The sequence below is a fragment of the Cupriavidus sp. Met-2 genome (assembly GCF_049843575.1).
In the GTDB taxonomy this organism is placed as follows: domain Bacteria; phylum Pseudomonadota; class Gammaproteobacteria; order Burkholderiales; family Burkholderiaceae; genus Cupriavidus; species Cupriavidus metallidurans.
Genome location: NZ_JBBHZL010000005.1, coordinates 150,447 through 171,931, shown reverse-complemented (window position 1 = coordinate 171,931; position 21,485 = coordinate 150,447). Strand labels below are relative to the sequence as shown.

The 21,485-nt window shown below is 65.0% G+C and carries 12 protein-coding genes; 10 read left to right on the top strand and 2 right to left on the bottom strand.

What is annotated here, in order from left to right; genetic code table 11:
• The first annotated feature begins 128 nt into the window (after window positions 1–128).
• Window positions 129–545: an organic hydroperoxide resistance protein gene (locus tag WD006_RS13340; RefSeq protein ID WP_029306460.1), complete on the top strand. Its 417-nt coding sequence runs from the start codon at window positions 129–131 to the stop codon at window positions 543–545.
• A gap of 32 nt (window positions 546–577) precedes the next feature.
• On the opposite strand, the gene WD006_RS13335 is transcribed toward WD006_RS13340, so the two are convergent.
• On the bottom strand, window positions 578–2,341 hold the full coding sequence (locus WD006_RS13335; RefSeq protein WP_029306459.1) for a sigma-54 interaction domain-containing protein: 1,764 nt from the start codon (window positions 2,339–2,341) through the stop codon (window positions 578–580).
• A 173-nt stretch (window positions 2,342–2,514) separates the two neighbouring features.
• Here WD006_RS13335 and WD006_RS13330 point away from each other — a divergent pair, with 173 nt between their 5' ends.
• The 5 genes from WD006_RS13330 to WD006_RS13310 all read left to right on the top strand — a co-directional run bounded on the left by WD006_RS13330 (window position 2,515) and on the right by WD006_RS13310 (window position 12,373).
• Window positions 2,515–4,062: an acyl-CoA carboxylase subunit beta gene (locus WD006_RS13330; RefSeq protein ID WP_029306458.1), complete on the top strand. Its 1,548-nt coding sequence runs from the start codon at window positions 2,515–2,517 to the stop codon at window positions 4,060–4,062.
• Window positions 4,063–4,113: 51 nt separating this feature from the next.
• The gene (locus WD006_RS13325) at window positions 4,114–7,440 is read left to right on the top strand and encodes an acetyl-CoA carboxylase family protein (RefSeq protein ID WP_029306457.1); all 3,327 of its coding nucleotides are present in this window, start codon (window positions 4,114–4,116) and stop codon (window positions 7,438–7,440) included.
• An 82-nt stretch (window positions 7,441–7,522) separates the two neighbouring features.
• A complete protein-coding gene (locus WD006_RS13320) occupies window positions 7,523–10,000 on the top strand; it encodes a CoA transferase (protein ID WP_029306456.1) in 2,478 nt (825 codons plus the stop codon).
• A gap of 56 nt (window positions 10,001–10,056) precedes the next feature.
• A complete protein-coding gene (locus tag WD006_RS13315) occupies window positions 10,057–11,091 on the top strand; it encodes a Bug family tripartite tricarboxylate transporter substrate binding protein (protein WP_049799851.1) in 1,035 nt (344 codons plus the stop codon).
• A gap of 253 nt (window positions 11,092–11,344) precedes the next feature.
• Window positions 11,345–12,373, top strand: a complete 1,029-nt coding sequence (locus WD006_RS13310) for a cytochrome-c peroxidase (protein ID WP_029306454.1) — start codon at window positions 11,345–11,347, stop codon at window positions 12,371–12,373.
• Between the two features lie 64 nt (window positions 12,374–12,437).
• Here the strand turns inward: WD006_RS13310 and WD006_RS13305 are convergent, their stop codons facing one another.
• Entirely contained in the window at window positions 12,438–12,701 is a 264-nt protein-coding gene (locus WD006_RS13305; RefSeq protein ID WP_029306453.1) for a hypothetical protein, read from the bottom strand.
• Between the two features lie 280 nt (window positions 12,702–12,981).
• Here WD006_RS13305 and WD006_RS13300 point away from each other — a divergent pair, with 280 nt between their 5' ends.
• The 4 genes from WD006_RS13300 to WD006_RS13285 all read left to right on the top strand — a co-directional run bounded on the left by WD006_RS13300 (window position 12,982) and on the right by WD006_RS13285 (window position 21,235).
• On the top strand, window positions 12,982–15,846 hold the full coding sequence (locus tag WD006_RS13300; protein WP_051722939.1) for an ATP-binding protein: 2,865 nt from the start codon (window positions 12,982–12,984) through the stop codon (window positions 15,844–15,846).
• A 174-nt stretch (window positions 15,847–16,020) separates the two neighbouring features.
• On the top strand, window positions 16,021–16,665 hold the full coding sequence (locus WD006_RS13295; RefSeq protein ID WP_011519387.1) for a response regulator transcription factor: 645 nt from the start codon (window positions 16,021–16,023) through the stop codon (window positions 16,663–16,665).
• Window positions 16,666–17,169: 504 nt separating this feature from the next.
• Window positions 17,170–17,613, top strand: a complete 444-nt coding sequence (locus WD006_RS13290) for a helix-turn-helix transcriptional regulator (RefSeq protein ID WP_186401018.1) — start codon at window positions 17,170–17,172, stop codon at window positions 17,611–17,613.
• Window positions 17,614–17,866: 253 nt separating this feature from the next.
• Window positions 17,867–21,235 carry an ATP-binding protein gene (locus tag WD006_RS13285; RefSeq protein ID WP_051722938.1) on the top strand — a complete coding sequence of 1,123 codons (3,369 nt, stop codon included), beginning with the start codon at window positions 17,867–17,869 and terminating at the stop codon, window positions 21,233–21,235.
• Window positions 21,236–21,485 lie beyond the last annotated feature (250 nt).

Below are 21,485 nucleotides of genomic sequence, written 5' to 3'. Positions count from 1 at the left end.
CCCGCTTAAATGCTCCTGTACGCAGCACGGCACGCATCGCAAACCGTGAAGGCGGCACCTTCGACATCAACCTATATGGCCCGGCAGTCATCCGGGTCAGAACGTTCATCCGATACCAGGAGCTCAGCATGACCAAGATCGAAAAAGTCCTCTACACCGGCAAGACCCACACCACCGGCGGCCGTGACGGCGCCGCGCGCAGTGACGACGGCAGGCTCGATATCCGCCTGACGCCCCCGGGCGCGGCAGGCCACGGCACCAACCCCGAGCAACTGTTCGCGGCCGGCTGGTCGGCCTGCTTCATCGGCGCGCTCGGCAAGGCGGCACAAGCGCGGAAGATTGCACTGCCCGCAGGCGTGGCCGTCGATGCGGAAGTCGATCTGGGCATGGCGGGCGATCAGTATTTCCTGCAGGCACGGCTCAACGTGAGCCTGCCGGGGTTCGACCGGGACACCGCCCAGGCACTGGCCGAGGATGCGCATCAGCGTTGCCCGTACTCGAAGGCCACGCGCGGCAATATCGATGTCGTGATCAATGTGGTGTGAATGGCGTGGTGTGACTGGCGTGGCGGGCCGGGTTACCCACCCGGCCCGCGCTCCAGGATCTTGTACAGGTGGGAGCGCGAGATCCGCAGTTGCTCGGCGGCGCGCTTCTTGTTGCCGCCATGGTGTGCAATGGCCTCAAGTACCGCCGCATAGGCGAGTTCGCTCATGCCGGCGGACAACGCGCCGGATGGCGGGGCTGCAGGCAGCGACGATGCGTAGGACACTGGCGGTTCGATCCCCGCACTGCTCTGCGCACTGTTCCCCGCACCTGGCGGCAGCGGTGCCTCATCCGGCTGGGCACTGGCGGCCACTGGCACGATTGCGGATTCCCCGCGCGAGAAGTCCGTCACGCGCAGCGTGCGGCCATCGCAGAACACCAGTGCTTCCTCGATGCGTTGCCGTAACTGGCGCACATTGCCAGGCCACGGCTGGCTGGCGATATGCCGGGCCACGTCCTGGTCGATCGCGGGGGCGGGGATGTTGTTACGCTGGCAGAACGCGTTGACGAAGTGATGCAGCAGCGCGGGAATGTCCTCGCGCCGCTGGCGCAGTGAAGGAATACGCAGCACCACGCCGCTCAGCCGGTAGTAGAGGTCGAGGCGGAAACGCCCGGCGTCGATCAGCGCGGGTATATCGCGGTTGGTGGCGGAGATCAGGCGGAAATCCACCCGTTCCGGTCGATGGCTGCCCAGCCGTTCGACCATGTGGTCCTCCAGCACGCGCAGCAGCTTGACCTGCACCTCCATCGGCACGTCTGCCACTTCATCGAGAAACACGGTGCCGCCGGCTGCAATCGCCAGCTTCCCGGCCTGTCCTTTGCGCTGACTCCCCGTGAAGGCACCCGGCACATGGCCGAACAGTTCTGATTCGATCAGCGTAGCGGGCAGGGCGGCCAGGTTCAGGCTGACCAGCGGCCGTTCGCGCGCGGGCTCGCTGCCTGCGGCGTGAATGGCGCGGGCCACCAGTTCCTTGCCAGTGCCGCTTTCGCCCAGGATCAGCACTGGCACGTCCAGGCGTGCCACGGTCTCGATCTCGCGGCGCAGCCGCTGCATCGGCGCGCTTTCCCCGATCAAGCCGTATGGCGATGGGCTTTCACGCAAGCCATCCAGTTCGCGCCGGTAACGCACGACCTGAGAGCGCAGTTCCGACAGCTCTTCGTGCATTCGCGTAATGGCTTCCGGTCCCTTGAACATGACCTGCCCGATGGCGCCAACCACTTCGCCGGCCTCGCGGATAGGGATGCGGTTGACCACGCGTGTCACGCCGTTCATCTGCTGCAGTTGCCCGATTTCGGCCTTGCCACTGGCCGCTACCTGGGGCAGCCGCGAATTCGGGATGACGTTTGCGGCCGGACGCCCAATGCCTTCGCCGGTGTTCAGTCCGAGGAATTTCTCGTGGACCGGGCTGACGTAGCGCACCTGTCCGGCGTGGTCCGCTACCACGATCGCTTCGTACGGGCTGGTCAGGAAGTGGTCGAGGATCGCACCGGCGAACGGTACCGAGCCCAGGAAATCGAACAGCGCCGTGCTCGCGTCCGCGCGATGCAGAAGGATCAGTCGATGCTGGTCGTCTTCCTGACACAGGCCGATGTAGCGGTGCTGGCCCGTCTCGACGGGGAAGAGTCGTCGCCCGGTTTTCCGGTCTGCCGACTGCGCCCATGCCTGCTCGGCCGCATCGGCGATGTTGCTATCGGCGCACACGCCGACGGCAGCTATCCGGCCGCCGTCACGGGATAGCACCAGTGCGCCGAGCGCGACGGCTTCGAGGGCCGTGCGCTGTGTGTTCTCTGAGGACACTGCCTGTCTCCATGTGTGTCCTCGGTATGGACACGAATTGTCGTTATGGCGGACATAATAGTGGCGACTGAAAAAATCCTCAATGAAATCATGGCGCTGGCGGGTGTCTTCGGGGTGGCATGGATCGTGCGCTTGTGGAGTCAATGCATACGCCGCCAAAGAGGAAACACGCCGTGACCTGGCAACCAGAGATTGATGAACTTGCCTACCGGAGGCGACTGGCCGCCCGCATGGGCGGTGAGGAAAAGGTGGCGCGCCACAAGGCGGCCGGCAAGCTTTCGGTGCGGGAGCGGATTGCCGGTATCGCCGATCCCGGTACGTTCCGGGAGGTTGGCGGACTGAGCGGCAGCGGCCGCTACGACAGTAACGGCCGGCTCGTGGACCTGGTGCCGTCCAACCTGGTGATGGGCCGGGCGAATGTCGGCGGGCGCCCGGTGGTGCTTGTGGGCGATGACTTCACCGTGCGTGGTGGCGCCAATGACGGCGCAGTGGGCGACAAGCTGATTCACGCGGAGAAGATGGCCCATGACCTGCGCCTGCCGATGGTGCGGCTGGTCGACGGCACGGGCGGTGGCGGCTCGGTGCGCAATGTCGAGATCAAGGGCCATACGCTGATCCCCACCATGAAGGTGTGGGAGCACGTGGTCGAGAACATGGCCGTGGTGCCCGTGGTGTCGCTTGCACTGGGGTCGGTAGCGGGCATGGGCGCGGCGCGCGTGGCAGCCAGCCACTACTCGGTGATGGTCCGCGAGACATCACAGCTCTTTTATGCCGGCCCGCCAGCGGCGGCGCCCAATGAGCAGGGGCTGACGAAGAACGAGCTGGGTGGCAGTCACATCCACAGCCGCAATGGCGTGGTCGATGACGAGGTGGCCACCGAGCAGGAGGCGTTCGCGCGGGCGCGTGATTTTCTGTCCTACCTGCCCGCATCGGTGCACGAACTGCCGCCGCGCGTGGCACCGGCAGACGACCCCGCCCGCCGTGATGAATGGCTGCTGGCCGCCATTCCGCGCGATGGCCGGGCGACGTACGAGATCCGTCCGATCCTGGAAGCATTGGTCGACGCCGGTTCCTTCTTCGAGATCGGCAGGCACTGGGGTTGCGCCATCGTCACGGGCCTGGCCCGGCTCGATGGCTGGCCGGTGGCGGTGGTTGCCAGCGATCCACGTGTGCAGGGTGGCAGTTGGGATAGCGATACCGCCGAGAAATTCACGCGCATTGTCGATCTGGCCCAGGCGTTCCACCTGCCCGTGGTGAACCTGGTGGACACCCCCGGATTCCAGTCCGGTCTGGACGCCGAGAGAGCCGGCACCACGCGGCGCGGCGTACGCGCGCTGGCCGCGGTCTACCAGGCCACCGTGCCGTGGTGCTCGATCATCCTGCGCCGCGCGTATGGCGTGGCGGCCGCGGCGCATCAGCACATGGGGCGCTTCAATTTCCGCTATGCCTGGCCGTCGGCCAACTGGGGCGAGGTGCCGATCGAAGGCGGGCTGGAAGTTGCCTACAAGTCCGAGATCGAAGGGGCGGACGACCCGGTGCAGAAACGCGCCGAGATCATGTTGCGCGTGCGCAGCCTGACCTCGCCGTTCCGCAGCGCAGAGGCGTTTGTCATCGAAGACATCATCGATCCGCGTGAAACACGCGCGCTGCTGTGTGAATTCGCCAATCTGGCGGCGCCGCTGCGCGAGGCAGGCGTGAGCCGGTTCGGCATCCGGCCCTGATTGACGTACGAACTGAATTCCCAAGACAGAACCAGAAACGAGGAGACTGAATTGAAGAAGCTGTTGATCGCCAACCGCGGAGAGATTGCATTGCGCGTCCAGCGCGCCGCACGCGACCTGGATATTGGCACCGTCGCGGTGTACTCGCAGGACGACGCGGGCTGCCGCCATCGGATGCTGGCCGACGAAGCGATTGCGCTGGACGGTGCGGGCCCTGCTGCGTACATCGACATCGCGGGAATCATCGCTGCCGCGAAGGCATCGGGCAGCGATGCCGTACACCCGGGCTACGGCTTTCTGAGTGAGCGGGCCGATTTTGCGCAGGCGTGCATCGATGCCGGCATCCGGTTCATCGGACCGACGGTCGAGCATCTCGCGCTGTTCGGCGACAAGGGCCGCGCGCTGCAATTGGCGGCCGAGTGCGACGTGCCGGTCATGCCCGCCACGCATGGCGGCGCGTCCCTGGAGGAGATCGAACGCTTCTTCGATGCACAGGGCGACGCCGGCATTGTCATCAAGGCGGTTGGCGGTGGCGGCGGGCGCGGCATGCGCGTGGTGCGCAGACGCGAGGATCTGGCGGAGGCCTATGCGCGCTGCCGGTCCGAGGCCAGTTCCGCGTTTGGCGTGGATGCGCTGTACGCCGAGCGGCTGGTCAGCCGGGCACGCCATATCGAAGTGCAGATCGCTGGCGACGGCCAGCACGTTATTGCGCTGGGCGAGCGGGACTGCACGCTGCAGCGCCGTTTCCAGAAACTGGTGGAGATTGCCCCGAGCCCGGTGCTCAAGCCGGAGCTGCGCGCGGAGATTATCAAGGCCGCGCTGCGGCTGGCGCGTCGCGTCAACTACCAGAGCCTGGGCACGTTCGAATTTCTGGTCGAGGAAAGCGAGTCGGGCGAGCAGAAGCGCTTCGTCTTTATCGAAGCCAATCCCCGGCTGCAGGTGGAGCACACCATCACCGAGCAGGTGACCGGCGTGGATCTCGTGGCGCTGCAGATCGGGCTGGCCTCCGGGCGGACGCTCGTCGAACTTGGGCTCGATCCGGCTTCGCCGCCGCAACCCCGGGGCTATGCGATCCAGGTGCGCGTCAATGCCGAAATGACCGATGCGCAAGGGCTTGCGCGTCCGGCATTTGGCCGTCTGGAGCGCTTCGAGCCGCCGGCCGGTCCGGATGTGCGGGTGGACTCCCACGGCTACGCCGGCTACGAGCCGTCGCCGAACTTCGACACCCTGCTGGCCAAGCTGATCGTGAGCAGCGCCGCACCCGGGTTCGAAGCTGCCGTGCGCCGGCTGCAGCGCAGCCTCGCGGAATTCCGCATCGTTGGCGTGCCGACCAACCTCAATCTGCTGCGGGCGCTTGCCCAGCGCGAGGACTTCCTGACGCAGGACGTCCACACGCGTCTCTTCGAGTCGATCCTGCCGGCGTTGATGGCGTCGGCGGAAACCATCGCCGAAGCCGAGCGCGCGCAGGACGCGCGTTTCGGCGGCGCATCCCATGCAACGCCCGCCCACGCGAGCCACGCGACCCGCGCGCCGGAGGCCGAAGAGGAATTGGAAGAAGGGCTCGTGGCGATCCGCGCGCCGCTGACCGGCCGCGTGGTCGACATCCCGGTGCAACTGGACGAGATCGTCAAGCCGGGGCAGACGGTGGCCGTGCTCGATGCGATGAAGATGGAGCACGCGATTGTCGCGCCGTGCGCGGGCCGTGTGGTCGATCTGCGCCCGGAGAAGGGTGCGCTGGTGTCCGAAGGCCACATGCTGATCGTGCTTGAGCAGGCAGAGGCCGACGGCGTGGCCGTGGATGCCGCGAGGAATGTCGATCCGAATGCGATCCGTGCGGATCTGCAGCGTGTGCTGGACCGGCACGCCTATCTGTATGACGCGGCGCGTCCCGATGCGGTGGCCAAACGCCGTTCGCGCGGGCAGCGCACGGCGCGGGAGAACATCGCCGACCTGTGCGATGGCGATTCCTTCGTGGAATATGGCGCGCTCGCGCTGGCCGCGCAGGCATCCCGCCGCAGCAAGGAAGACCTGATCGTCAACACGCCGGCGGATGGCTTGATCACCGGTATCGGCGAGATCAACCGTGAGCTGGTCGCGAAGGAACGGGCGCGCAGCGCGGTGATGGCATACGACGCCACGGTGCTGGCCGGCACGCAGGGCAAGCGCAATCACATCAAGACGGACCGTATCGTCGAGGTGGCGCTCCGTGACGAACTGCCGCTCGTGCTGTTTGCCGAAGGTGGCGGCGGGCGGCCTGGTGACGTGGATTTTCCGTCCGTCTCCGGCCTGTATCAGCCGTCGTTCGCGGCGTTTGCCGAACTCAGCGGACACGTGCCGGTGGTCGGCATCGTGTCGGGCCGTTGCTTTGCCGGCAATGCCGCGTTCCTGGGCTGCTGCGACGTGATCATTGCCGATCGCTCGGCGAACATCGGCATGGCCGGGCCGGCCATGATCGAGGGCGGTGGCCTTGGCATCTTCCGTCCGGAAGACGTGGGTCCCGCGTCGGTGCAGTTCGCCAATGGCGTGGTCGACGTGCTGGTCGAGAATGAGGCCGAGGCCGTGGTGGTCGCCAAGCACTACCTGTCGATGTTCCAGGGCCGCGTGACGCACTGGAGCGCGCCTGACGCGCTGGCGTTGCGCCAGGTCGTGCCCGAGAACCGCCTGCGCGTGTACGACACCCGCAAGGCCATCGAAGGCATCGCCGACGTCGGCAGCGTGCTGATGCTGCGCGGCGGGTTCGGCGCGGGCATTCACACCGCACTGGCCCGTGTGGAGGGGCAGCCGGTCGGCATCATGGCCAACAACCCGTATCACCTTGGTGGCGCGATCGACGCGGATGCCGCGGACAAGGCAACGCGTTTCATGCAACTCTGCGATGCGCATGGCTTGCCGATCATCTCGCTGATTGATACCCCGGGGTTCATGGTCGGACCCGAGATCGAGGCCCAGGCCCAGGTGCGTCACGTGTCGCGGATGTTCCTGGCTGCCGCCAAGCTGCGGGTGGCGCTGCTGGCCGTCACGCTGCGCAAGGGCTACGGCCTCGGCGCGATGGCGATGGCAGGCGGTGGCTTCCGCTCGGCAAACTTCACGATCTCGTGGCCGACCGGCGAATTCGGTCCGATGGGGCTGGAGGGCGCGGTCAGGCTCGGCTTCAAGAAGGAACTTGAAGCGGTGCCCGATGGCCCGGAGCGCAAGGCGCTGTTCGACAAGCTGGTGGCGCAGTCCTACGAGCGTGGCCACGCGATCAACACGGCCGCAGCGGTGGAGATCGACGCCGTGATCGACCCGGCCGAGACGCGCAAATGGATCGCCCAGGGCATTGCCTCGGCCGACGTTCGCAGCCGCAGGGCGCGCCAGTCGTTCGTCGATGCATGGTGAGCGTGGTGATTGTCACTGTGATGAGTGAAACGCGGGCACTGTTCGGCAGGCCCGATCCACGTCCACACGCGAGGGATTCAAGATGAAGGATGCTGCTGCCCCGGCGCCGCTTGCGCTGGGTGGGCTGCGCGTACTCGAGGTCGGCACCGGTCCGGCGCTTGCGTACGCGGGCAAGTTGTTCGCCGATTTCGGCGCCGAAGTCATCAAGGTCGAGCGCCCGAAGGGCGATGTCTGGCGGCAGATGCCGCCGCTGGTTTCCAGTGCCAAAGCGCAGCCGGAGAGCGCGCTCTTCGCCTGGCTGAACACCAACAAGCGCAGCGTGACCGCTGATTCGGCGGATGCCGCTGACCGCGCGTGGCTTGCCCGGCTGGCAAGAACCTGCGATGTCGTTCTCGATGCCCGCGCGCTGACCGAAGGCGTGGGCGTGCTGTCCGCACCCGTCTGGGCGGTGGCCGCAGCCGCAGCCGTGGACGGTCAAGCGGGGCACGAGCCAATCGAGGTCGCGCTCACGTGGTTCGGCGAAAGCGGGCCATACAGCGAGTTCGCGGGTTCGGAAGCCGTGTGCCGCTGCCTCGCCGGCGCCGTGCACGGAAGCGGTCCGATGGACGGGCCGCCGCACATGCCGCATGACGTGCAGACCGCGATCGTGGGCGGGCTGATGGCGTACTCGGCTGCGGTGGCCGCCCTGATCGGCGGGGCGCAAGGCAGCCGTCGCTATGTGCTGAGCCTGCATGAAGCGGTGTTCAGCGTGGTCGAGATGGAAGCCGGCATGGTGCCCGACAAGCGGCACCCGCTGCGCCGTTTGGGCGTCAACCGCTTCTGCGGCACGCATCCGGCCGGTATCTACGAGACCGCATCGGGCTGGATCGGCATCTTCACGCACACGCTGCCGCAGTGGACGGCGCTGTGCGAAGCCATCGGACGGCCCGAACTGGCCCGCGACCCGCGTTTCGCGAACGGGCAGGAGCGCATGAACCGGGCCGACGAGATCGACGCGATCCTGATCCCGGCGTTCCGCACGCGAACTGCGCAGGAATGGTTCGAGCTGCTCGGGGACATGAAGCATCCCACCGTACTGGTGCCAACGATGCAGGAACTGCTCGGCCAGGCGGTGCACCGGGAGCGTGGGGCGTTCGTGCCGGTACGAATCGGCGGGACGACGTTCGAAGGTCCCGTGGTGCCACTCCGGCTCGACGCAGCCGGTCCGCTGGCCGGTGGCGACGCGCCGCTGAAGGGCGCGGACGATGCGTTCTATCGTGCGTCGGGTCTCGATCATCGACCGCTGCGCCAGTTTCAACGCGCCACCACGGCCAAGGGGCCGCTGGAAGGAATCCGTGTCATCGACCTGACGATGGGCTGGGCCGGGCCGCTTGCATCGCGCACGCTGGCCGATTTCGGCGCCGAGGTCATCAAGGTCGAGAGCACGAGCTACCCCGACTGGTGGCGCGGCGCGAACTTTACCGAGGAGTTTTATCGGGAGCGGTTGTACGAGAAGAACTCGAACTTCAACCTGATGAACCGCAACAAGCAGGGCATCACGCTCGATCTGACGCGCGAGGAGGGCAAGCGGCTGTTGCTCGAACTGGTAGAGGGCGCGGACGCTGTCATCGAGAACTACTCGGCGGAGGTGTTGCCGAAGCTCGGGCTCGACTACGAGGCCTTGCGCGCCCGGAACAAGCGGTTGGTCATGGTGTCGATGCCGGCCTTCGGACTCGGTAACGCGTGGAGCAACACCCGGGCCTACGGCGGCACGCTCGAGCAGGCCAGCGGGCTGCCGCTCTACACCGGACACCCGGATGGGCCGCCCGCCATGACCTCCTATGCCTATGGCGACCCGATTGGCGGGCTGAACGCGGGCGCGGCGATGCTGCTGGCGCTTTTCGCGCAGCAGGCCACGGGCGCGGGGCGGCACGTCAACCTGTCGCAGGTGGAGGCCATGCTGCCGATGGCCGCGCCGTTCATGATCGAGCAGTCGATCTCCGGAGCGGTATCGCCGCGCCAGGGCAATCGTCATCCGATGCTGTTTCCGTATGGGTGCTTCCGCTGCGACGGGGACGATGCGTGGGTCGTCCTGTCTGCCACGGACGCACACTGGCCCGCCCTTTGCCGCGTTATCGAGCGCGACGATCTCGCCGCTGATGCGCAACTCGCCAGCGTGTCTGGCCGACGCGCGCGGGGGAGTGAGATCGACGCGGCAATCAGCGCCTGGTGCGCGGGCCGCGATCCCGAGGCTGCGATGCAGACGCTGCAGCACGCCGGTATCCCGGCGGGCGTGGTGCGTCCCATGTCGCAGGTACTTCAGGATGCCCATCTGCACGCACGCGGATTCTGGCGCGACATTGACCGTGCCCATAGCGGGCCGTACCGGGCCACGACCGCCTGGTTCCGCACGGGCAGCGAGCCGCAGGCAATCCGATATGCCGCCCCAACGCTTGGCGAGCACACTGAATCGGTGCTGGCGCGCGTGCTCGCGCTCGGCCCGGCTCAGATCGCGGAACTGGAGCGTATTGGCGTGACAGGGAAAACCGCGCAGCCCAAGGTATCGAAGGGGCGCGCATGACGCAGGAACTCAGCAGGACCACCGAGAACGACATCGAGAACGACAAGGAGACACACATGAAAGAACGCGAAATCACTGCACGCCGCCGCGCCATCAAGGGCGGGATGAAGCTGGTGGCAGCGGCGCTGGCCGTCATGGCAGGGACGATGGCGGCACCGGCTGGCGCGCAGACGGCCACACAGACAGCCAACTGGCCCAACAAGCCGATCCGGATCGTCGTGCCGTTCCCGGCAGGGTCCACCACCGATACCGTCGCGCGCGTGCTGTCGGAGCAGCTCAGCAAGTCGCTGGGGCAGCCGGTCATCGTCGAGAACAAGCCGGGCGCGAACGGCCTGATCGGCGTTGCCGAGGTCGCCAAGTCGCCCGCGGACGGTTATACGCTGCTGGTCACGAACTCGAGCAGCATCACCATCAACCCGCAGGTGTACAAGCGGAGCAACTACAAGCCCAAGGATCTGGCGCCGGTCGCGCTGGTAGTGGAGGCGCCGTTCGTGCTGGTGGCGAACCCCGAGTGGGCAAAGAAGAACAGTATCGGTTCGGTTGGCGATCTGGTTCGCTACGCCACGCGCAATCCGGGCAAGCTCAGCTATGGCTCGGCGGGGCCGGGCAACATCGCGCATCTGAGCTTCGCCATGCTGAACAACCGGGAGAAGATCCAGACCACGCACGTGCCGTACAAATCGGCCTCGCAGGCGGAGATGGCTGTGATCAGCGGTGAACTGGAGACTGCTTTCGACGCGTGGAATGGGCTGCCGCAGATCAAGGCTGGCAAGCTGAAGCCGCTTGCAGTGACATCGCCCAAGCGGATGCCGCAGTTGCCAGACGTGCCGTCGCTGGAGGAAGCCGGTGTCAAGCCGTTCGATGTCAGCTTCTGGCTCGGCATGCTGGCGCCGGCGGGCACGCCGCCGCAGATTGTGCAGAAGCTGTATGAGATCACCAAGGGTGTGGCCAATGATGCCCGCGCAAAGTCGGTTCTGAGTCAGCAGGGTGAAGTGGTCATGATCGACCCGGCGAACTTTGCCAAGCGCGTCGAGAAGGAAGAGGCCAACTGGGCGGTGGTGATTCAGCGCGAGGGCATCACCCTGGACTGACGCGCCGTTGATGTACTGCTGACGCACAATGGGTGACGGGCCAGCCGGGCATGCCAATCGTTCGGCGACGATGGGCATGTCCGGCTGGCTGCGACGCATCGGGGACGAAATCGAGCCCGATTTGATATGTGTCGTACCCGTTCGTTTCATCCTCCAAAGCGGTTGATAGCTATCAACACCTGGATGGAACCAAAAGTGCCTAATCCGGCTTGCGGTCCGCGTCTCGCGGTCCGATCAACAAGACGGAGTCCCCATGAAATCCAGCCGAAGCAGAGTCCTGTCGACGTTTTCGACGGCGACGTTCATAACGGTGCTGTTTGCCGCGACCGTATCCAGTGCGCACGCCGCCGAGCCGCAAGCCGAACCTATCCAGCCCATCGCACCTGCCAAGGTCCAGCACCCGGAACGCGTGGCGCTGGGCGAAAAGCTCTGGTTCGATCCTCGTCTTTCGCGCTCTGGCTTTATCTCGTGCAACTCGTGCCATAACCTCAGCATGGGTGGCTCGGATAACCTCAAGACGTCCATCGGCGACAAGTGGAAGCAGGGCGGCATCAACTCGCCGACCGTCCTGAATTCCAGCCTGAACTTCGTGCAGTTCTGGGATGGCCGGGCGAAAGATTTGCCAGAGCAGGCGCGCGGGCCGATTGCCAATCCAATCGAGATGGCCTTCACGCACGAGTTGGCGGTCGACACGCTCCGATCCATCCCCGGATACGTCGACGAATTCCGCAAGGTCTTCAAGTCGGACAAGCTGACGATATCCGAGATCACACTGGCCATTGCCGCATTCGAGGAAACGCTGGTCACGCCGAATGCGCGCTTCGACAAATGGCTGAAGGGTGACAAGACGGCTATCAACGCGCAGGAGTTGCGCGGCTACCAGTTGTTCAAGGGCTCGGGCTGCGTTGCCTGCCACAACGGCCAGAACATCGGCGGCAACTCGTTCCAGAAGATGGGTCTCGTGGAGCCGTACAAGACCGGGAATCCGTCGGAGGGCCGTGCGGCGGTGACGGGCAAGGACGCTGATCGCTTCAATTTCAAGGTGCCGACCCTGCGCAACGTGGCGCTGACCTACCCGTACTTCCACGATGGCGAGGCGGCCACGCTGAGTCAGGCGGTGGATACGATGGGTCGACTGCAACTGGCACGCAAGTTCACGCCGGAAGAGAACGCCGACATCGTGGCGTTCCTGAAGACGCTGACCGGCGATCAGCCGAAGATCGTGCTGCCGATGCTGCCGCCATCGAGCGACAAGACGCCGAAGCCGAAGCCTTTCGAGTAAGGCGCCGCTGACGGCGCCCGCGCGCGTTGGGGCCCCGTCCCCTTTCCCCCTTGGGGGCCCCGCGTCAACGTGCTTGCGCCTCGGCGGGTTTGGCCGCTGCGTCGGACCCCTTGCCGAACCGCGCGGCGAGTTGGTCCTGGACCTTGGCCAGCGCCTCGGCCTGAGCCTTGGCGTCCTGCGCCTCCTTGGCCTTCCTGGCTTCGGCGGCCTGCTGTTGTTCCGGCGTTGGCGGCGGGAGCTTGGCGATGGCCGGTGCGGCCAGCAGGCAGCCGAGAGACAGCGCGAGCGCGCGCAGCGAAGCAGGAACGGACGTGGATTCGTGTTTCATGGGTTTCGTCTCCCTGAGGTGGTTGGGACGCTATCCAGCAGCTTGCGTGCGCGGGTCAGTGTCTGCCGTACTGCATTGTAGCCATCCCATGGATCATGGCGGGCGATCTCGTCGAGCCGCGCGCCGCGCGGCCACTGCCAGTTGTCAAACGGGTGGCACTTGCAATCGCGTATGACACCACCTAATCGCGCAGTGGAGTAGCATACAAATCCCATATTGGTGAACGCCGGGGCGAACGGCTGACGAACGTGGTCGCCATCCCGGGCGCTAGGAGGAAGGCATGTGGCATTCCAGTCCGACGCGGATTGCCCGTCGACGCGTGGCTTCGTTCACCCTCATGCTGGCAGCGGTGCTGCTGCCGGTTGCGGCGCCCGCGGCGTCCGCGGCAGCCGGTGAAGCGTCGGGGCGCCACGTTTATTTCCCGGCGGCGCAGCCAGTCGCTTTGGACGGCTCCAAGCCGCAAGATTCAGTTGTGGCCGGCACACCAGCGCAGGCGGCGGCGCCGTTGAGTGAAGACGAGCGGCGCTACCTGGCCTCCCTGCCTCGGCTGCGCGTGCAATTGCTGACTCAGTGGGCGCCGTTCACCTACGAGGACGAGGATGGTCAGCCCACCGGAATACTGAGCGCCTACCTGGCCTACCTGAGTGAGACCCTGGGCCTGCGTTTCGATGTGAGTTCCGTCGCGGAGCCGGCCGAGTCCGGCCGGTTGAGGGCGGCCGGGCAGATCGATCTCAATCAGTATGTCGAGCCGGCGGAGATGGCGAATCGGCATCTCCCGACCCGTACCCGTGCCGTCGAGTCCTATCCCCTTGTGATCGTTGGACGAACCGATTCCCCGGCCATCGGCGAACTGTCCGAGCTTGCAGGCTTTCGGGTTGCCGTGGCCGCCAAGTCGGTCATGGCCGATCTGGTGCGCGCGGCGGTACCGTCGGCGCCGATCGTGACTGCTGCCTCGCCCGAGGCGGCGCTGGAGATGGTGCGGGACAACAAGGCCGATCTCTACATTGGCAATCTGGCTGCGCTGGATCGCGCTATTCAGAGCCGCTACGTGGGCCAACTCAAGGTTGTGGGCGCTACCAGGCTGCGGCAGCTCATCGGATTCGATGTGCGGCCGGGGCTGGAGCCGCTCGTGCCGCTGATCGATCGCGCCATCGAGGCCATGCCACCGGAGCGGCGACAGGCGATCCGCAATCGATACCTGACCACGACCTATCAGTTCGGTTTGTCGGGTAGCGAAATCCGGCGGCGTGCCGCACCGTACGTGGCGCTGGTCGTCACGGCGCTGGCGCTTCTGGCTCTCGGCTACTGGCGTCAGCGGCGGCAGGTCGCCATCCGCCTGCAGGCCGAGCGCGAACTCCAACGGGCTCATCGACTGGCCGAGGATGCGAACGCAGCCAAGTCGATCTTTCTGGCGGCGATGAGCCACGAGATGCGGACGCCGTTGTACGGCATGTTGGGTACGCTGGAATTGTTGTCCCTGACCGCGCTGGATGATCGGCAGCGCCAGGACGTCGGGACGATTCAGACGTCGTCGGCCACATTGCTGTCGATCATCGACGATCTGCTGGACTACACCAAGTTCGAGGGCGGGCAGCTCACTCTGGAGTCCGTGGCGTTCGATCCCGTGGAACTGGTGGAGGCCGTAGCTCGATCCCACGCGCCGCTGGCACTGCGCAAGGGATTGGCGCTGACCTGCTATGTGCAGGCCGATCTACCCTGGCTCATCGGCGATCCGGTCCGTGTCAGGCAGGCCCTCGACAATTTTCTAACCAACGCGTTGAAGTTTACGTCGGAAGGGCACGTTGGCATCCGGGCCTTCCGCGCCGCTTCGACGCCCTCGGACGAGACGACGCTGTGTCTGGTGCTGGAAGTCCTCGATACCGGTATCGGCATGTCGCCAGGCACGCAGGCACAACTCTTCGAACCATTCGTTCAGGGTGATGCCACCACGGCCCGGCGTTTTGGTGGGTCGGGCCTCGGTCTTTCGATCTGCAGGAGGCTGGCCCGCCGGATGGGCGCCAGCATTGCCGTCGAGAGCGAGCTTGGGCGCGGCAGCCGCTTTTCCTTTTCCGTGCCCCTGGAGATTGGGGAGGCACGACAGTCGGTCGAACCGGCATTGCCCAATGTCGTCGTCCGGGCGCAGGACCCCGTATGGCGCGCGGATGTCATCGCCATGATCCGCCAGTCAGGAGGAAGGGCAATTGCCTGCCAGGGCGACGCCACCGACCCGGGCACTATCCTGCTGATAGCGGACGAGACGCAGGGCCCCGTGCCGAACGGATACGCCGGAGTGGTCAGGCTCAAGGCAAGTGGGCCGCTGGAGGCCGTGGCAAGGCCCGATGGCCTGGTTGTCTCCGCCTATCATCAGGCCGGCATCGTGCGCGCGCTGTGTCGGGCGGCAGGCATCCCGCTGACCAGCACGGCGTCCCCGGTTCAACGTTCGACGCAGATGTTGAAGCTGGATCTGCAGGTGCTGGCAGTGGACGACCATCCGGTCAATCGCCGGCTGATGCAGCAGCAACTAGAACAGCTGGGTTGCCGGACGACCATGGTCAGTAGTGGCGAGGACGCATTGCTTGCTTGCAGGCAGGGCCAATTCGATGCGGTGCTGACCGATGTGCACATGCCAGGGATGGACGGCTACGCACTTGCGCATGCCTTGCGCGCGGACGGCTTCACCATCCCGATCATCGGCGTCACCGCCAGCGTGGCCACCGGAGAGGCCGAGCGCTGCGTGGCATCGGGGATGAACGGACATCTCACCAAGCCTGTTCTGTTGCAGGCCCTTGCCGATAGCCTCAGGCAGGTGTTGCCGGACCGAAGTGAAGCGCTGGCGACGGCAGCCAGGAGCGCCGCCGAACTGCCTCAGGGCGACGTCTCGCAAGATGACCGGTTGCTGCTGATACGCACGGTCTGGGAAGACGCGCGGGCCATCAGGCAGGCTGTCGAGCAGAAGAATCTCGGGACCGTGGCCGAGCGCGCGCATCGCGTTCGCGGCGCCGTCGCGCATTTGCATGACTGGGAGGAGGTGGCGGACCTGTGCAGAGAACTCGAAGCCGTGGCGCGCGACGCGTTCGATGGCGCCAAACAGCTCACCGATGACCTGGACGGCTACCTGCAGGTGTACCTCGAAGCCGAGTCATAGCTCGCCGATGTGCCGCGCAAGACTTGGCCATTGATGATGATGGCTTGTGGATTTAAGGCTTTCCCTAGGACTCATATCTCGTAGAACTTCTATTATCTCGACATGGCGACCCGGCCATACAAGGGCAATGTGATCCATATATCTCATTCAATCGACCGGGTCCGAAGGGGCATGATGATTCAGGTACTGATTGCCGACGATCACCCGGTAGTCGTCAATGGCATCCGTAGAGAACTAGGTGACGAGGTTGGGTTTGAAGTCGTTGGCACGGCGCATAGCTCCACCGAGCTGCTGCGTCTGCTCGACACCACCCAGTGCGATGTGCTGGTGACCGACTATTCCATGCCGGGGAGTGCGACTGGCGACGGCTTGCCGATGCTGCAGTTGATTCGCAGGCGCCATCCGGCCGTACGCATTGTCGTGATCACGATGCTCGACAATCCCGCCCTGCTGCGGAACATTCAGAAGGCAGGCATCTCGGTGATCCTGAGCAAGTCCGATCACCTTGGCCATCTCGCCCCCGCGATCCGGGCGGCCTTCGTCGGTATCGCTTATCTGGCGCCTGCGGTGCAGGCGTTGCTCGGCGATGCCAGCGACGACGGCGGCGCGCCGGAGCCAAAGCTCTCGAAGCGGGAACTGGAGGTCGTGCGCAAATGCGCGGCTGGTGTGCCCCTGGTCGAGATCGCCCGGCAGGCCAATCGCAGCAGCAAGACCATCAGCGCCCAGAAGAGCATGGCGATGCGCAAGCTGGGTCTGACATCGGATTACGAGCTTTATCAGTACGCCGTCACCCACGGCATGCTTGCGGCCGCCCAGTAATCGGGCCCGGTCGTTGCCGCTGCCACCGCCATTGGCGTAATCGCAGCCGGCACGCGGGTCCTCGGACCCGCTCTTTCGCGCTACTTCTTGCTCCCTCCCGCAGTTCCGTCGATTCTCCGTGTCGGCCATCGCATCCGCACCATTCCGGTGCGGATGCATTGACGTAACCCCGTCACCTGCATGCATTGCGCCCAAATTTAATCGTTGCCTTATAGTCCCGGCCGCTCCCGTGAACCAACATGGATGCAGGCAGATATTGAATCGGGATAGTAGGAAATGAAGAAAGTCAGGCTATGCATCGCAAGTGATCGACCTGCAGTCTGTCAGGCTCTGGCGCGACGTCTTGAGTCCTTGCCGTGCATTGAGCTCGTCGGAAACAGCGGGCGTGCCGAGGAGGTTCTCGCAATCACGCAGCGCGCGGGATGCGACGTCGTGCTTCAGGTCCGGGAGCCGGAATCCGGCCTTGATCAATCCGCACTGTTTCTCCGGCTGGTTGACTCCACGATGGCGCCGCCGGCAACGCTGGTCGTCCAGGCCGATCTGACGCGCCGGGCCGATGTGTTGACGCTGCTCGGCAGCGGTGTAAAGAACATCGTCAGTGCGCTGGATGACGCCGATGCCGTGGCGCAGGCGGTATTGATGGCGCACATGGGCATCGGTTCGCTCTCCCCGCGGGCGATGGACGTGATGTGGGGTTCATGGCGTGCCGCGCCGCGCGCCGTCGACGAGGTTCGCCACAGCGTCGACGAGATTCGCCACAGCCTTTCCCGGCGCGAACTGGAAGTCCTGCGGCTTTACCTGGCCGGCGTGCCGATCTCGAAGATTGCCCGCGACACTGGCCGCAGCGTCAACACGGTCAGCGCGCAGAAGAAGAGTCTGATGCGCAAGATGAATGTGCAAGATCACGTGCAGCTTGTGGCGATGTCGATCCAGTACGGCCTGGTGTAGCACGATGTAGCCTGGCGCGGGCCGTAACGTCCCGCCAGGTTGAAGCGAATGCCAGCCCCGATCGAGGGTTGGCCACCATGGGTACCAAAGCCCCGGGGATAACGCCCCGCTCGGCACTGCGGCCAAACTCGACGGCGCTTGGCAGTGTTCCAGACCCACGACACGACACACCGTATCGCGCAACCATGCGCTGCGGATGGGGGAGCGTGTCGGCCCGAGCCGGAATGCCCCCCAAGTAGTAAGGGAAATCATCATGAGGAAGCTGATCAAAGGAGAGAAGCTGGCCGCGTTGCCATTGAGCATCTCTCAGATCCGCAATCTGGTTTATGTCTTTGTCACCTGCCTGCTGGTGCTGATCGGGCTGTCGTGGTTCGTGTTGCTCAAGTACCGCATGGACGAAGCCGTCGACCGGCAGAAGATCCTGTTCCAGGCACGTGCGGAACAGGTGGAGGCAAATCTGACTGCGGTGCGGAGAATGACGCTGCGCGCGCAAGGCACGCTCGAACGTCTGATCGAGGTTGGCGTCGGTAAGCCTATGGCGCAGACCACCAGTCGCGACTGGATCGACCATCTGCAGAAGCGTGGCGAACGACCGTACGTGGCGTTGCCCATTTCCGCTGGACGGGAGGCGATACCGGCCGATGCCAGCATTGCGCCGCTGGCGAACGTGCTGGCGTTCATGTTGCGCGTGAGCAGTGTCCAGTATCAGGGCCTGGAGAACGTCTGGCTCGTTGACCTCAATGCCGATCGTTTCTATGTCACGCCACGCAATCTGCCGCAAGCCAGGGAGACGCTGCGGAACGACGCGACGTACCAGGCCTTCGTCGAAGGGAGTATTGCGCGATTGCGCAGCCGGAAGCTGCTGGAGCAGTTGAAGGCGGCCCCCGGCCGCGTCGTGATGCTGGAGCCGGGCTACGACTGGGTGTCTCGCACCCCCATCGTTACGGTGGCGACCCTGATCCATGTAGATGGCGAACCGCGCGCCGTGTTTGCGATGGACTTTCCGCTGAGCGCGATCTTTCCCGAGGATGACGACCTTGAGGACGGCTTCTTCGTGCAGACCGCGGAAGGGACGATCCTCCGGCCGGATTCCATGTCCCGGGATCCGCTGCCGCCGGCAGTGAGCCAGGCGCTCGTGAAGCGAGCCCATGTCGCGACGAACTCGCCGACGTTCGTGGGCAGCGGGCTACTACCCAGCGTCATGGTGCTGGACGGTCCGGTGGATCGCTCCGGCTGGCGAGCCGTGGAGGTGGTGGAGACCGGCATGCTGTGGGAGAGCCTGCGGCGGAACACGCTTTGGCTGTTCGCGTTGACTGGGCTGACCTGCACCTTGATGCTGGCATGGGTCCGGCTGGTGGACAGACGCATCATGCGGCCTACGCAAACGCAATCATTGCGCCTGCAGGAGAGCGAAGTCCTTGGGCGCACCATCATCGAGTCGACCGGCGTCGGGCTCGTGATCCTCGACAGCACGAACGCCGCGGTGTTGATGGAGAACGATGTCTCCGATCGGATCACGGCTCACGCAAAGCCCGGAGAACTGGCGCGCTTTCACCGCGCGGCCTGCAATGCGCTGGCGGATGGCGAGCGCGGCAATACGGTTGGCCGGCATGGGAAGTTCAACTTCGAGCTGGCGCATACCGATGAAACGGTGAGCTATCTTACCGTCCGTGTGGTCGAGTCAACGTGTCAGGGCAAGCCGGCGAAGCTCTGCGCCATGGACGACGTGACCGCCGCCCGGCAGAGCGAATCCACGCTGCTCCAGGCCATCCATGACGCGGATGCGGCGAACCGGGCAAAGTCCGCCTTTCTCGCGACGATGAGCCATGAGATTCGCACGCCGTTGAACGGCATGCTCGGCAGCATCGAACTGCTGGAGGTGAGCGCGCTCGACGCGGCCCAGCGCGACCAGCTGGAGGTCATGCAGCAATCGGCGCAGTCGCTCATCCAGATCATCAACGACGTGCTCGACTTCAGCAAGATCGAGGCCGGGCAGATGGCATTGCAGGCGCGCCCCTGCCAGATCGATAGCCTTGTCGAGGACGTTTGCCGGCGGTTTGCGCCGGATGCGGAGCGCAGGTCGTTGCAGCTACTTTGCGTGATCGATCCCGCGTTGCACGCCCCAATCCTGCTCGACCCACTCAAGACGGAGCAGGTGCTCGGCAATCTCGTCAGCAACGCGATCAAGTTCACGGAGCAGGGAAAGGTTGTGGTCGAGGCTACCACCATGACGGAAGGTGGTAGGGACTGGCTCAAGCTGCGCGTGATCGACACCGGCATTGGTATCGCCATCGAGGATCAGCAGCGCCTGTTCGCGCCATTCGTGCAGGCCGAGCAGTCGGACTCCCGCCGTTTTGGCGGCACGGGGCTGGGGCTCTCCATCTGCAACCGGCTCGTCGGGCTCATGAACGGTTCCATTCGCCTGGTGAGTGAGCCGGGGCTCGGCAGTTGTTTCGATGTGCGCATTCCGATGGAGCCGGTGACGGTCACGCAGCCGGCCGACATCGTGCAGACCGGTCTCTTGAACGATTTGTACATCGCGAACGGCCTGAGTGGTCTGACCGTCGGGCTGTGCAGTCCCTCGCGCGAGACTTACCACGGGATCGAGCACCTGTTGCAGCACTATGGTGCGGTGGTGGTCAGGTTCGATTCCTCGCAGCCGCCCGCCACGCCCGTGGACGTGGTGGTCTGCGAGCACGGGGATATCCGTGCCTGTCCCGATGCCGACGTCGTGATCGAGAGCAACGCGTCCCTGTTGCCAGACACGAGTCAGACGCCGATCCGTGCCTCGCGGTATGCGTGGCGCGGCCTGGTTCAGGCGATTCTGACCGCTGCAGGGCTTGAACTCCCGATGCCCGTGCAGCGGCGTGCCGACTCTGCGCAGGGGCATCTCGCGCTCAAGTCGCTGCGCATCCTGCTGGTGGAGGATCATCGCGTCAACCAGGTTGTCATGCGCCGGCTGCTCGAATGGCTCGGGCAGCGGGTGGATGTTGCCGGCGATGGACGGGAAGCGCTGGCGCTGACCGCGAGCCAGTCCTACGACCTGATCCTCACCGACCTCCAGATGCCGTCCATGGATGGATACGAACTTGCGCGGACGATGCGCGAACGTGGGATCACCGTTCCCATCGTTGCCGTGACCGCCAGCGTTGGCCCCGACCTGCAGAGTGCGTGCCAGAAGGCCGGCATCAACCGCTGCCTGACCAAGCCGGTACGGCTCGCGGCGCTTCGGGAACTGATCGAGCCCTTGGATGCTTCACCACCCTTGCCGGGTACGGAACCGTCACTAATCCCGAAGGAAGCCATGATGTCCTTGAGCGAGTACCTCGGCGAGGACCTGGCGGAACTGTCGGAGGCGGCGGCCGCAGGCGATACCGTCCGCCTGATGCGCAAGCTTCATGCCCTGGCCGGCGCGCTGGCCACGCTTGGTCATGCGTCGGAGTCCCAGGCATGTCGGTGGCTCGAGCGAACCATCGAGGAGTCCGGTCTTGCGGGCATGGAGGAACAATGGATTGCCCTGCGCACGGCCCTGGAAACGCTGATCGCGCAGTACGCGGGCGTGGATCTCGGGCAGCCCGTCCGCCGCGCGTCGGCTCCCGGGCTGCCCTTGCCCGATCGATAATGTCTGATCGTTACATTAAATATCGCGCCCAAATTTAAGGGATTTCCAATAGCGTCGTGGGAATTATCTGAGTCATTATTGGAAAAGGTGATGGGGATTTTGTGAATCGATGAAGTTTCTCCGATTCATGGTGACGGCATTCGTTCAGGCGAGGTATCTGTGCTGTCGTGGATAGATTGGCAAGGGTAAAACGTTCGAGAGGTAATAGCAGCATGTCATGGATGCAAGAGATGCACGCCAGACCCCGCGA